The organism is Lentimicrobium sp. L6 (assembly GCF_013166655.1).
Classification (GTDB): Bacteria; Bacteroidota; Bacteroidia; order Bacteroidales; family UBA12170; genus UBA12170.
Window position 1 is genome coordinate 18,203 of sequence record NZ_JABKCA010000063.1, and the last position, 13,946, is coordinate 32,148.

At 34.0% G+C, this 13,946-nt stretch carries 15 protein-coding genes; 7 read left to right on the forward strand and 8 right to left on the reverse strand.

Annotated elements, in window-relative coordinates:
* Positions 1-30: 30 nt before the first annotated feature.
* Positions 31-531, forward strand: coding sequence for a hypothetical protein (locus HNS38_RS15065; protein WP_172346670.1), 501 nt, complete (start codon positions 31-33; stop codon positions 529-531).
* Between the two features lie 164 nt (positions 532-695).
* Here the strand turns inward: HNS38_RS15065 and argF are convergent, their stop codons facing one another.
* The 6 genes from argF to xseA form a co-directional block, all read right to left on the reverse strand.
* A complete protein-coding gene (gene argF, locus HNS38_RS15070) occupies positions 696-1,697 on the reverse strand; it encodes an ornithine carbamoyltransferase (protein WP_172279394.1) in 1,002 nt (333 codons plus the stop codon).
* 205 nt (positions 1,698-1,902) lie between these two features.
* Complete coding sequence (sucD, locus tag HNS38_RS15075) at positions 1,903-2,772, reverse strand: succinate--CoA ligase subunit alpha (RefSeq protein WP_172279396.1); 870 nt, start codon at positions 2,770-2,772, stop codon at positions 1,903-1,905.
* Positions 2,773-2,917: 145 nt separating this feature from the next.
* Positions 2,918-3,982, reverse strand: coding sequence for a class I SAM-dependent methyltransferase (locus HNS38_RS15080; RefSeq protein ID WP_172279398.1), 1,065 nt, complete (start codon positions 3,980-3,982; stop codon positions 2,918-2,920).
* Positions 3,979-4,230, reverse strand: coding sequence for a membrane protein insertion efficiency factor YidD (gene yidD, locus HNS38_RS15085; protein WP_172279422.1), 252 nt, complete (start codon positions 4,228-4,230; stop codon positions 3,979-3,981). The genes HNS38_RS15080 and yidD overlap by 4 nt, the downstream gene beginning before the upstream one ends.
* 305 nt (positions 4,231-4,535) lie before the next feature.
* On the reverse strand, positions 4,536-4,736 hold the full coding sequence (xseB, locus tag HNS38_RS15090; RefSeq protein ID WP_172279400.1) for an exodeoxyribonuclease VII small subunit: 201 nt from the start codon (positions 4,734-4,736) through the stop codon (positions 4,536-4,538).
* A gap of 2 nt (positions 4,737-4,738) precedes the next feature.
* Entirely contained in the window at positions 4,739-6,172 is a 1,434-nt protein-coding gene (gene xseA, locus HNS38_RS15095) for an exodeoxyribonuclease VII large subunit (RefSeq protein WP_172279402.1), read from the reverse strand.
* A 207-nt stretch (positions 6,173-6,379) separates the two neighbouring features.
* Between xseA and HNS38_RS15100 the strand changes: the two genes are divergently transcribed.
* Positions 6,380-7,261 carry an alpha/beta hydrolase gene (locus tag HNS38_RS15100; protein ID WP_172279404.1) on the forward strand — a complete coding sequence of 294 codons (882 nt, stop codon included), beginning with the start codon at positions 6,380-6,382 and terminating at the stop codon, positions 7,259-7,261.
* A 72-nt stretch (positions 7,262-7,333) separates the two neighbouring features.
* Here the strand turns inward: HNS38_RS15100 and def are convergent, their stop codons facing one another.
* The gene (def, locus tag HNS38_RS15105) at positions 7,334-7,906 is read right to left on the reverse strand and encodes a peptide deformylase (RefSeq protein ID WP_172279406.1); all 573 of its coding nucleotides are present in this window, start codon (positions 7,904-7,906) and stop codon (positions 7,334-7,336) included.
* Positions 7,907-7,908: 2 nt separating this feature from the next.
* Positions 7,909-8,325 carry a Holliday junction resolvase RuvX gene (ruvX, locus tag HNS38_RS15110; RefSeq protein WP_172279408.1) on the reverse strand — a complete coding sequence of 139 codons (417 nt, stop codon included), beginning with the start codon at positions 8,323-8,325 and terminating at the stop codon, positions 7,909-7,911.
* A gap of 162 nt (positions 8,326-8,487) precedes the next feature.
* Between ruvX and HNS38_RS15115 the strand changes: the two genes are divergently transcribed.
* The 5 genes from HNS38_RS15115 to HNS38_RS15135 all read left to right on the forward strand — a co-directional run bounded on the left by HNS38_RS15115 (position 8,488) and on the right by HNS38_RS15135 (position 13,922).
* Complete coding sequence (locus tag HNS38_RS15115) at positions 8,488-10,050, forward strand: T9SS type A sorting domain-containing protein (RefSeq protein WP_172346671.1); 1,563 nt, start codon at positions 8,488-8,490, stop codon at positions 10,048-10,050.
* A 129-nt stretch (positions 10,051-10,179) separates the two neighbouring features.
* Positions 10,180-10,998 carry a 2,3,4,5-tetrahydropyridine-2,6-dicarboxylate N-succinyltransferase gene (locus HNS38_RS15120; protein ID WP_172279412.1) on the forward strand — a complete coding sequence of 273 codons (819 nt, stop codon included), beginning with the start codon at positions 10,180-10,182 and terminating at the stop codon, positions 10,996-10,998.
* Between the two features lie 88 nt (positions 10,999-11,086).
* On the forward strand, positions 11,087-12,082 hold the full coding sequence (locus HNS38_RS15125) for a glycosyltransferase family 9 protein (protein WP_216663740.1): 996 nt from the start codon (positions 11,087-11,089) through the stop codon (positions 12,080-12,082).
* On the forward strand, positions 12,072-12,635 hold the full coding sequence (locus HNS38_RS15130; protein ID WP_172279416.1) for an L-threonylcarbamoyladenylate synthase: 564 nt from the start codon (positions 12,072-12,074) through the stop codon (positions 12,633-12,635). Before HNS38_RS15125 ends, HNS38_RS15130 begins: the two co-directional genes overlap by 11 nt.
* 678 nt (positions 12,636-13,313) lie before the next feature.
* Positions 13,314-13,922, forward strand: coding sequence for a hypothetical protein (locus HNS38_RS15135; RefSeq protein WP_172279418.1), 609 nt, complete (start codon positions 13,314-13,316; stop codon positions 13,920-13,922).
* Positions 13,923-13,946 lie beyond the last annotated feature (24 nt).

Consider the following 13,946-nt stretch of genomic DNA (forward strand, 5'->3'; position numbering starts at 1 on the left):
CAAAAAAATACACTCTTATTTAAAAGAAGGATGCGCAAAAAGAAATTATTTGGATTACTAGCAATTGGCCTTATAGTTATGTTCGGTTGCGAACAAAGAAGCTCTGATTATTCAGACTCTATGCCTGATGATTTTAATTTCATTGCAAATATCGCTGATAATTCCTACATTCTTGATACCTATAGAGGTAAACTGACAAAGACAATTGATTGGAAACGTGACACTACTATCTCATATCAATTACCAATTGGAGAGAAACAAAAGATTTATAAGTTATTAAAGAATATTGATATTTATAAATACCCATTGAACTATGCACCAACATCGACAGTGAAAATATCACCTACTTTTTCTTATTGTTTCAAATTTACAATTAACGGAATTGACCATAAGATAAATTGGAAAGAAAACACAGAATCTGAGATCAAAGAAGCAAGAGAATTGAGAAAACTTTTTCTTGAAATTCAAAATATCTTAGAAAAAGACGAATTAATCATAGAATTACCTTTATCAAAAAGAGCATTTTATTAAAAAAGAAGCTATTTCGCAGATCTACTCAGAAGAAGGGAAGCCTTGTTCTACCCAGTCCATGCCAATCCGCTAAACAATTGTCATCAGTGTTCTATCTTAAAATGCACAAAAAAAACCCACTCAATCAAGAGAGGGCTTTTCTTATATTCTATTATTCAGATTTCTTAAGCACCTAAAGTGGCTACCATAACAGCTTTAATGGTGTGTAATCTATTTTCTGCTTCGTCAAAAACAATAGAGTTTTCACTTTCGAATACTTCTTCGTTTACCTCCATACCATCGATACCGAATTTTTGGAAAATCTCTTCTCCAACAGTTGTCTGACGGTTGTGGAAAGCTGGAAGACAATGCATGAATTTACACTTTGGGTTTCCAGTAGCATCCATCATGGCTTTATTCACTTGGTAAGGCTTTAATAACTCAATACGTGTTTTCCAAACCTCGTCTGGCTCACCCATACTTACCCATACATCAGTATAAATAAAATCACATCCTTTAACACCTTCTTCAACGTTATCAGTAACGATGATTTCAGCACCAGTTTCAGCAGCTATTTCTTTAGCTTGAGCAACTAGTACATCAGTTGGTTGAACGCTTTTTGGAGCAACAGAACGGAATTTCATTCCCATTTTAGCAGCACCAATCATTAATGAATTACCCATATTATTTTGGGCATCACCAACATAAGCGAAAGTAACTTCGTGAAGTGGCTTATCACTATGTTCCATCATGGTGAGGAAGTCAGCAAGAATTTGTGTAGGGTGAAACTCAGTAGTTAATCCATTCCAAACAGGAACACCAGCATGAGCACCTAATTCTTCAACTATATCTTGTCCAAATCCACGATATTCAATACCATCATACATACGTCCTAAAACGCGAGCAGTATCTTTCATAGATTCTTTTTTACCAATTTGCGAACCGGAAGGGCCTAAATAGGTTACTGTTCCACCTTGGTCATGAACTGCTACTTCAAAAGCACAACGAGTTCTGGTAGAAGCTTTCTCAAAAATTAAAGCTATATTTTTGCCTTTTAGTGTCTGTGTCTCTGTTCCGGCATATTTAGCCTTTTTCAAATCCATTGATAAATCAAGGAGAAATTTGATTTCTTTTGGGCTGAAATCTGATAATTTCAAAAAGTTACGGTTTCTTAAGTTGTAAGCCATAATTTTATATTTAAAAAAGTTTATAAATCATTTGATGACCATTTAAACGCCTTAAATTGGTCTTCAAATTTCTAGGGGCAAAAGTATTATTTTCGGAGGATATATTGAGAAGTATTTTGGCTTTCTCAAAAAAAAACTCCGTTTTAATTAAAAAACAGAGTTTCACTTATTATATAATTGATGATATATAAATTCAAAGTCTATTTTACCCCAATAATTCTTTCATTTTTGTGCCAATATCGGCTGGACTATCAACCACATGAATACCACAATCCACCATGATCGCTTTTTTGGCTTCAGCAGTATCCTCTACTCCACCAATGATTGCACCGGCATGCCCCATGGTTCTACCTTTAGGAGCGGTAGCACCAGCAATAAAACCAACAACAGGCTTATTACCAAATTCTTTCACATAACGAGCAGCTTCGGCTTCCATTCCACCACCAATTTCACCAATCATCACAATTCCTTTTGTTTCAGGATCGTTCATGAATAGTTCCATGGCATCTTTTGTAGTTGTTCCGATTATAGGGTCTCCACCAATACCAATTGCAGTAGTTTGTCCCAAACCTGCTTTTGTTAACTGATCAACAGCTTCATAAGTCAATGTACCAGAACGACTAACTACACCCACTTTACCTGGTTGATGAATAAAGGCTGGCATGATACCAACTTTAGCTTCACCAGGAGTAATAATTCCAGGACAGTTAGGGCCAATTAAACGGCTATTCTTATCTGTTAGGTATTCTTTAACCTTCACCATATCAGAAGTTGGAATTCCTTCTGTAATACAAACGATGACTTCGATACCAGCGCTGGCAGCTTCCATTACAGCATCAGCAGCAAATGCTGGCGGTACAAAGATTAAAGATACATTTGCTCCCGCTTTTTCTACAGCTTCTGCAACCGTATTAAAAACAGGTTTGTTGAGATGAGTTTGTCCACCTTTACCAGGTGTGACTCCACCGACTACATTAGTTCCGTACTCTATCATTTGGGTTGCATGAAAAGTACCTTCCGTTCCTGTAAATCCCTGAACGATGATTTTAGAATCTTTATTAACGAGTATGCTCATTTTGTTATTAGGTTTTTTGTTTTTTAGAGGATTCAAAGTTAAAAGATTTTCCCATATCAAAAGGAATTTTCCTAGATTTCTAATCCTCAATATTATTTATTTATATAGAATAAAATACCTTTTGCCCTATTCGGGTATTCCAATACTACTTTTTACATTTCAAAAGGGTATGACTCACTCCTAAACCATCAATATCTTCAGCTATTTCGAAGCCTACCTTTTTTACCAAACGAATCATATCATCACTGTGATACATTCTGCTATTTCCGTTAGCCAAAGCAGTGAAGTATAAACTTGTCATATTTAAACTATAGCTACTAGCCACATATTTCTGACGATCCCAATAGGTTTCATTGATATAAAGGATTCCACCTGGAACTAAAGCATCGAAAGCTCTAGATAAAAGATGAGTGATTTCCTCCTCAGAGAAGCAATCTAAAAACTGGCTCATCCAAATGGCATCTGCATTATTAGGATAAGCGTTTTTGGGGTTTAATAAGTCAATGGGGAAACCATCTATTCTATCCGATAAATCAACACTTTCAATATTTTGATAAGCGACATTAAGTTGGCCTGGTAGATCAAGGATGGTAATTTTTACATCTGGATTATACTGAGCGGCTTTGATACTAAATTTACCAGTATTTCCTCCAATATCTAATAAGTGCTTTGGTTTATCAGCAAATATTAGTGGCATGACTAATGGAAAAACCAAATCGGAATAATAATGATCAAATTTAAACCATGAATCCTGAACTTTTTCAGGTAAAGAAGAAAGTCCTTCATAAATGGTTTTCCATTTTCCAAATACTTTTAACCCTTCTGGTTTTCCATTTATTACAGAATCCTCTAAGTTATAGAATCCTTGATAGTTAACATCCTGAACAAAGTCCATATTGGCTTCGGTAAGCGGATCGTTAAGAATAAAATACCCTGTTTTAGTCAGGATGAATTTATCATCTTTTTGCATCACCACACCGCAGCTAATACCAGCATCGAGTAATACTTGAACACTATATTTTGATAGTTTTAATTCTTCTGAAATATCTTCAACGAGGATGCCTTTTTTACGAGACTCCTCTACTTTTTTTAATATACCTAAATCTCGCATCACGCGAACTGCTTGAAAGGCGATAGGACCAAAAGCTATTTTTTGAGCTTCGAATTTAGCATCTAATGCTGATAATTTATCTGAACCAAAGTTTCTCATTGTAGTCTATTTTCTACTTGTTTTGATTTGTATGTTACTTTAATAATAATCACAGGAACAGGGTCGTAACCTCTAGTTCCCCATGGATGACATCTGGATATTCTATTGGCTGCCAGCACTGACCCTTCTATAATTCCATGTTTTTTTAATGCTTGAAGACTATATTCAGAACAAGTGGGAATATGCCTACAACTTGCTGGCAAAAGTGGAGAAATGACATATCTATAAAAATGAATGGGTAAACTCATTCCTTCTACCGCTATTTTACTCCAATCTACCTTCAATGCTTATCTTTTCGCAAATGTAAAAAATTATTCGCAGTTGTTTTAATATTAAATGAATGATTCAATGAGGGAATGCCTGAATGAATGATCGAATGATTGATTAGCATATTATCCAGCTCAACCCAACCACATTATGAGTCTAGTTTTCAAAACCTTATTAAATCAGAGTATTTATCGATAGGATAAGGCAAACTAACGCATTTGTATTCAGTAATTACACATTAATCCTCATTATTCACTGTTAACTGTTAGTTGTTAACTAAATGGTATTAATCTTCCTCAAATTGCCCTAGAATCTCATTCACATCATTCTCAGTCTGACGTAATTTAGTTTGGCAAAACTTCAGTAACTCAGCAGCTCGTTTTACCTTTTTTGACAACTCATCAATACCAATTCCTTCTCCTTCTATCTCGGATACTATATGTTGTAATTCGCTTAAAGCGGACTCGTATGTTAGTTTCTTTGCCATAATTATGATTTGATAATTTTACTTTTGATGCTTCCGTCTGCTAATTGGGTTTCTATTTCTATACCCTCCTCTAAAAAGGCTGAATTCGTTATCGCTTTTCCATTCTGACGGGTAATACTGAATCCTCTTTTTAAAAGATTCTCAGGCTTCGATACCTTAATCAGTTGCTTTATATAATCTAACTTATTATGCTCTTTATCAATATTTAATAAAACATAATGTATTAATTGTTTTGATGGATATAAACCTGTACTTTCTCTATGAATAAAATCCTTAGCTACCAATTCAACAGTTCTCTTTTGATGCCCAACAATAGCGTCCTGATCCTTAATAGAAGACTTAGATAAATATAAAACATCATTCTTAAATTGCTGAATTTGACTTTTGTATTGATGAATTAATTCCATGGTAGATTGATTGGCAGAAAAGCTAAGTTCTCGTATTTCTGATTTCTCAGATTGAAGTAACTCAAAACTTGCCTTTGCCATTCTTGAGGAGCCTTTTTCTAGCTGATACTTCCGCTCTGCAATATGGTCTTGAGTGAATTCCATCACAAAAGAAAACAAACCCTTTACTTGGTTTTCAAAGTCAAAATTATGCTGGATGATATATTCTGCTACTGCTGTTGGTGTTTTCAAACGAGTATGAGCAATCATATCCGTTACCGATTGGTCACGCTCATGGCCTATTCCACTTAGTATTGGAAAGTAAGATTGAGCCAAACGTGCATTTAAACTATAGTCATCAAAACAAGCCAAATCTAAATTGGAGCCTCCTCCTCTAATGATTACCAAAGCATCATATTCTATACCAGTAGCTTCTAATTTTTCCAAAGCTAAAACAATGGATTCAGGAGCTTTATCACCCTGCATAACAGCCGGATATAACTTTACATTAAACTGATAGCCATTTACATTCTGCTCCAATTGATTCATAAAATCCTGATAACCGGCAGCAGATTCCGATGAAATAATAGCAATGTTCTGCAATACTGATGGTAAAACATATTGCTTATTAAAATCAAATAAATCCTCATCTTGTAATCGCTTGATGGTTTCTTGTTTCTGGCGCTCTAACTCACCCAAAGAATAGGATGGATCAATATCTAAAACCTGAAAACTTAGGCCATAAACGGGATGGAAATCAACACTTAATTGAAGGAGCACCTTCATTCCAGTTTTTACAGTTTCTTTAGTCACATCCTCAAAAGCACGCATGATTTGTTGCCTACGAGAACTCCAAAGATTAGCTCTTGCCTTGGCGATAATCTGATGATTCGATTTCTCCACCAACTCCAAATACATATGTCCACGAGCAGAACCAGAAACATTCGCCAATTCAGCAACCACCCAATAAGAATGGTCGAAAGAGGAACGAATCACCATTTGTAATTCACTCATTAAATCGGAAAGGCTATAATTCTGTTGCTCTGGCATGGAGATATTTTCTACAAAAATAGTAAAAGCTTCTATAGAATATAAATATTAGAGTTTTTTGGGAAGAATATTTTAGGCAAAACCTTCTGCTTAGTGTGGAATTCAATTTTTTGAATATTTTAGTGTATAAGTAATTAAATTTTCTATATTTGAAATTGCAATGAGCTTTTGCAATCGCACATATTAAGGCATTAAACATCAAGACTTATGAAAATTAGATTATGGGTTTTATTATTATCTAGCCTCCTCATTATCACTTCTTGTAGAGATAAAGAGGATACTCAAAATCAAGAAACCCCAACTGAAACATTTCAGTTTAGCGACCCAAACGAGTTCAATAGAGATGCTGCTCCTTTAAGTATTCCAATAATAATACCGTCAGATAATAAACTAGCAGCCAGAATCTTACTAACTACTGGCAAAAGCACAAAACCTACAGTTATATTTCTACATGGTAACCCTGGGTTTGAAAAAAATGAGGATATTGGTCAAGCATTAAGAAGAAATGGCTATAACAGCGTATTCTTTTCCTATTCAGGAACATGGGGTAATAATGGTTATTTTAGCTATTCTCAAAGTTTGCAAGATACAAAGGATGTGTATGAGTATTTAATTCAAAACTCAAAGAAATGGAGAATAAATACAGAGGAGATTTACCTTTTGGGTCATAGCATGGGTGGTGATATAGCTCTTATAGCTCTTGAAGAAATAAAAGGCATTAAAGGAGTGATTGCATTAGACCCTTGGAGTGGCTATTATGTTTTGAATCATAAAATCGACAAGCAAAGAATAAAATACATTACTAATTTAGAACAAAGACCTTGTATAAATTTGGTTTCTGGGGAGAGCTTTGTAAATGATGCGATGTCAAATGCAAGGATGAACCTAGACAACTCATTAAAAAACAACCCTAAATCTATTCTCAAAATATTTAGCACTGACAGAGAGCAGTCTACTTTTATAAGTTTTCATCAGAATATGACTCAGGAAAACATGATAGTATTAGATGCATGTGACCATTCCTTTTCTGATAAAAGAATTAGTTTAGCAAAGACTATATATAACTGGTTAGAAAGTCACAATCAATAAAATTCCTATTTTAAGGATAAAAAAAAGGTGGAGATATTTAATATTTCCACCTTTTTAATATTTTGCTATATTCTATCGTCTTCCTTTTTTCGCTTTCGGAAAAACCATTCTGTATTTCACATCAATATTCCCAGTACTGATATCATTTAGTTTTCTTTTTAATAATACCTTACGCATAGAGCTCAAATGCTCAGTAAATATTTTCCCATCAATATGGTCATATTCATGTTGCATAATTCTAGCCATAATTCCATCAATCCATTCTTCATGCTTTTCCCAATTTTCATCCAAATACTGGATTTTTATTCTAGGTTGACGCATCACTGCTTCATGAATATCTGGAACTGACAAACAACCTTCTTCAAAGCTCCACTCCTCGCCTTCTTGCTCAACAATATGGACATTAATCATGACCTTTTTTCCTTCAATAGCTTCAGGATACTCCTCTTTAAAAGGTGTAGCATCCAATACAAATAAACGTAGGTTTTTACCAATTTGTGGCGCAGCTAGACCTACACCATTAGTGGCATACATGGTTTCAAACATATTTTCAAGAAGCTGTTCAAGCTCAGGATAATCTTTATCAATGTCAACAGACATTTTCTTTAAAACAGGATGCCCGTAGGCTACTATAGGTAATATCATGATTAAATCTTTTTAAATTCCATATACGATTGCAAAATAAGAGAAGCACTAATGGTATCCACTAATTCTTTGTTTCGCCGGGCCTTTTTTCCTAAACCACCATCTATCATAGCTTGAAATGCCATTCTACTTGTAAATCGCTCATCCATTCTATCGATTTGAATATTTGGAAAAGCCTTTTTCAAACGCCCTACAAAAGGTGCAATATATTTAGTGGAGTCACTAGCTTTATTATCCATAGTCTTTGGTTCACCTACCACCATTATACTGACCTCGTTCTTTTGAGTATAATCCAGTAAAAAGTCAATAAGTTTAGAGGAAGCCACTGTGGTCAGTGGACTGGCAATCATTTGAAGTTCATCGGTAACCGCTATTCCCGATTTCTTTTGACCAAAGTCTATAGCTAATATTCTACTCATTTTCAGGTTGCAAATTTAATAAATATGTAACTCAACACTATAGTTAAAAACATAAGATTTGATAATAATTTGATAAATCACGCAACTATTTTGACCTTTTTAAAGTCTATCAGTCTATACAGCTGGTTAATTCTGTATTTCTGCTTATTAAATGCTCGTAACATGAATAAATTATACACTTTCATTTTATCACTTATTGCTATTTCCAGCACGGCTCAAATCAGCCCCTATTCCAAAGTATTATGGGCTGCTGGGGATATTAGTACACAAGCGTATTCATCTAGCCAGTCATTTGATAATAAAACCTTTATTATTGGTGAATACTTTGGCATCCATAAGTCCTTTGTTATGAAAATAGATGATTTTGGAGACCCTATTTGGACAAAAACGATTGCACAGGTAGATAATAACCATGAACCTAGGCTTATCAATATAATTAGTACTCTTGATTCTTGTCAGTTTATACTTGGGAGTATTTTAAATCAAAACAATAGCAATCAAGATGCTTTCTTTGCGAAAATGGATAGAAATGGGGTATTACTTTGGACAAAAACCAATAATTTAGGTGGATTGGTAAATGTTAGCGAAACTGCGGATAGTGGATTTATCTTAACAGGAGAACATGACTTTTCTAGTAGCGCCTATAAACAATTATCTGTGGTGAAAATCACTAAAAATGGTAGTCTAGAATGGTCAAGAATCATTCGTTTTGGTACAGCTTTAAGTAAAGGTTTATCTGCTATTCAAAATGAAAACGGTAATTTTATCATCACTGGACATTATAAAAATGAAAACGAAACTAAAACCACAGCTTTATTAGCAGAGCTCTCTAATACAGGAGAAATCAATTGGTGCTATGGTTATAAAAATCCTACTTTAGGTTATCACTATGAAATTGAAGATGTTCTCATTTATAATGATGAATACTATACATTGATGAATAATGACATGAATAGTATCTTAATGAAGACGGACTCTTTAGGTAATGTGGTATCTGCAAAAGAAATAATCGGTTCTGGATATTATGATATTGGTTATGGGATTAAAAGAAAGCTCCACATTAACAATCAAAATGAATTACTCTTTATTCACACAAATGGAATAGGCGGTTTTATAAAAACAGATTTAAACGCCGAAGCTATTATTAATGGAAACGTGTTTTTGCCGATTATTGATATACAATTCAAAGAGCAAAACAAACTTTTAGCTATTGGCAATGGCCCCTTAATGGGTGTGAAAAGCGCACCCCCCCCCCCGTACGAAACTATTGGGCTTATTCAAATGGACGATGAAGGAAATGGGATTGATTGTACTGAAGGCTCTTACGAAGGTTATTCAGAAGATTTCGAATTACAACAATTGAGCACCGAATATATCATTGAAGGCGGAGGAATAAGTACAAATATTGCTATTGAAATCGATTTGATTGACATAGATCAAAGAGATGGTTGTGTTGATTTTATTGGAGGTATTGAAAACATACCAGATAATTTGGTTTCAGTGTATCCAAACCCAAGCCAAGGAATAATCAATATTGATTTTGAAGAGATGATTGATGCCAAGCTATACATTATCAATCCATTCGGGCAAATCATACACCAGGAAACAATAAACCAACAACAATTTAAAATAGACTTAAATCGCTTCGGAAACGGAGTTTATTTATACCACATTGAGTCTGATAAAGCGTTTATCTCCTCAGGTCACTTTATCCTCAATAACTGATGTTATCACTATCGCCATCTTAAGCACGTGGAGATATTTTGTAAAATCACATTTTAATAACATCTTCTTTTTTGAATTATGGGCTGTAGAATTAGGAAATATCCTAATTTTGCAGCCTAAATTTTGATCATGTACACAGAACTAAGAAACACTATAGAGAAAGCTTGGGATAATAAGGAATTATTATCGGAGGAGGCTACTCAAAAAGCCATCAGAGATTTAATAGAGCTTCTTGATAAAGGAGAACTTCGAACAGCAGAACCCGTAAATGGAGAATGGAAAGTTAACGAGTGGGTTAAAAAGGGAGTCATCCTCTATTTTCCTATTCAGAAAATGGAAACCATAGAAGTGGGTCCATTTGAATTTCATGATAAAATAGCTTTAAAAACCAATTATAAAGAGCTTAATGTAAGAGTGGTTCCTCATGCTATTGCTCGTTATGGTTCCTTTGTAGCTCCAGGTGTTATTATGATGCCAAGTTATGTGAATATTGGCGCTTATGTGGGTAGCGGAACCATGGTGGATACTTGGGCTACAGTTGGAAGCTGTGCTCAAATTGGAAAAAATGTTCACTTGAGTGGTGGTGTTGGAATTGGTGGTGTATTAGAGCCTATCCAAGCCGCACCAGTAATTATTGAGGATGATTGCTTCATTGGTTCTCGTTGTATTGTTGTAGAAGGTGTGAAAATTGAAAAAGAAGCAGTTCTTGGTGCAAATGTGGTGATTACTAAGTCTACTAAAATTATAGATGTTACTGGAGACCAACCAAAAGAATATACAGGAGTAATACCTGAAAGATCGGTTGTTATACCCGGAAGTTATACTAAAAAGTTCCCTGCAGGAGAATTTCAAGTGCCTTGTGCCATGATTATTGGTAAAAGAAAACCATCTACAGACTTAAAAACCAGCTTAAACAATGCGCTACGCGACTATGGTGTAGCTGTTTAGGAATTCAAATACTTATTTATATTCATTCTTTAATTTCTCAATGAAAATCGTTGAGCGAATATTGTAATTTTGTATCTTTAATATGGAGATGAAAAAATACCTTGTCATACAAACTGCCAGCATTGGAGATGTGATATTATCCACTTCTATTGCTGAGAAACTGAGAGCTACAGACTCTTCTTGCCAAATTGATTATTTAATTAAAAAAGGTAATGAAGGTGTTTTTTATGGCAATATGAATATTAATGAATTGTTTATTTGGGATAAGAAAAAAGACAAATATAAAAACTTGTTGACTATTATCTTTCAGATTCAGAATGAGAAATATGATGCCGTTTTCAATTTACAGCGTTTTTTTAGTAGTGGAATGGTTACTTTGTTTTCTGGAGCAAAAAAAACCTATGGTTTTAAAAAAAATCCGCTCTCCCTTTTCTTCTCCAAATCCTTTCCTCATGAATACAAAGAAGATTGGCATGAGATCAATAGAAATCATCAGTTAATTAATCACCTTACTGATGAGGAGCCTGCACTTCCAAAGCTTTACCCTACTAAAAAGGATAATGCTAAAATGTCTATTCATAAAACCAAACCTTATATTACAATTACGCCTGCAAGCCTTTGGTTCACTAAGCAATATCCTTATGAAAAATGGGTGGAGCTTTTGAAAGCACTCCCTCACCATCTTCATGTTTATTTTCTTGGAGGACCAGATGACAGCAGTCTTTGTAATCAATTAATTAAAGAAAGTGGCTATGTAAATGCCATGAATTTTGCTGGAAAATTATCTTTTGTGGAGTCTGCAACATTAATGAAAGATGCTTTGATGAATTTTGTAAATGATTCCGCAGCTCAACATATAGCCTCCTCTGTAAATGCCAAGACTACAACTTTATATTGCAGCACTGTTGCTAGCTTTGGTTTTGGTCCTCTTTCTGAGGATGCTGTAATTATCGAAACCAAAGAAACATTAAAGTGTCGCCCTTGTGGTATTCATGGTCATCAATCTTGTCCTGAAGGACATTTTAAATGTGGATTAAATATTGATACGGAACAACTATTAAATCGAATTCAAGATGCAAACTGATATTAAAAAAGCCATCGAAGTATTGAAAAAGGGTGGAACTATTCTTTATCCAACAGATACTGTTTGGGGAATAGGTTGTGATGCTACTAATAATAAAGCTGTTTCTAAAATTTACAGTCTTAAAAACAGATCAGAAAAGAAAAGTATGATCGTTCTTCTTGATGATGTAAGTAGAATTAAAGATTATGTGGCTAATTATCCTGAACAAGCCTCTGATTTAATCAGAGATTATCATAAGCCTTTAACCATTGTTTTTGAAGGAGCAAAAGGATTAGCAAAAGGCCTTATTGCTGATGACGGTACGATAGCTATTAGAGTAGTGAAACATGATTTTTGCAAACAATTGATTAAAGAACTGGGAAAACCATTGGTTTCCACCTCTGCAAATATTTCTGGTGACCCTACTGCTGCAGTTTTTAGAGATATTACAGATTTTATTAAATCTAAAGTCAACTATGTTGTAGAGTTTGAACAAGGTAATTTATCACCTGCCAACCCGAGTACTGTTATTAAAATGGATAGTACTGGTAGTTATAAGGTTCTTAGGTCCTAAGACTTATTTAAGCTTGATTTAGTAAGTCTTCTAATAAGCTATTACTTTACTCTTATCATATAACAGCTCTATTGCTTCTCTTAAGGTAATAGCAAACACACCTATCATTATTCTAAGTAAGCAGCTGTGATATGAAAAGTTTTCCCTTTCAAACATTCAATAATTGATATCATTATTGAAATCATTATTGAAATCATAAGATAATATTGCCAAATTCGTAAAATTACGAGTAGCTTACAATAGTATTTTTTCAGTTATCCTTTTTTTTATATGCTTAAAGTAATTGGATAAATATTTTTCTATACCTTTGATATACGCTAAAACATATCATTATGAAAAAAAATATTCATCTCTCTATCGCTTATAGTTATTCTTTTTCCAATTATTTCGAAATCACAAAACACAAATCCTTACCAATACCTTAAGGCTAATAATGATTGGCTCCTAGATTCAATTTTTGAATACAAGAATCATTATGGTGGAGACCAAACCATGAGCCGAATAAAAAGCAGAAATCCATATAACTTTCCTTTATTCGAAGAAACGTAAAAATTTAATTTTGATACACAAGAATATGAATTTTCCTATTCCACTGAATATGAATACCCCATAGAATATGATACTACAGAATACACTTTCATTAATACATATCGTTTTAGTGATGATGACATTGATAGGATGAGGTATTACCTTAATTATAATGATAATGGTTATAAGACGTCTTCAGAGGAATATTGGGATACAGATCATTGGTCATTTGGTCAAATGGAGAAGTTAAAGCATTCTAAAAATTATTCGACATATCATTTGCAAAAGCTCCGCAGATACTCAGAAAGCGAGAATTGGATCTTATACGAAGTACAAAGTTCTAATTATAATGAAGACTCAACAATATTATCAAGTTTTCTAGTCAAAATAGAAGCCGAAACCACCGACACTCTGACAGTAACGCATACCTATTATGATAATGAGGGAAACTGGATATTATATGAGAATTTTAAAAAGCAAGATGAAGATTGGTATCTACATTATAAAGTAATATGGACTTATAATTCAGAGAATTTAATATCAGAATCTTTGAGTTTTACTGAATATGATGGCGCTTTAATAAACAATAACAAAAGTATTTTCAAATATGATGAGCATAACTATTTATCTTACGAAGCTTCGTATGATTGGGATAAGAATGATGAAATTTGGGAATATGATGTCCTGACTACCTATGAGAATGATAGCAATGGTAATATCCTTAAAAGGTATCACCACTACCAAGCCCATCTTGCCTAACGATTCATGAGCCACTAATTTTGG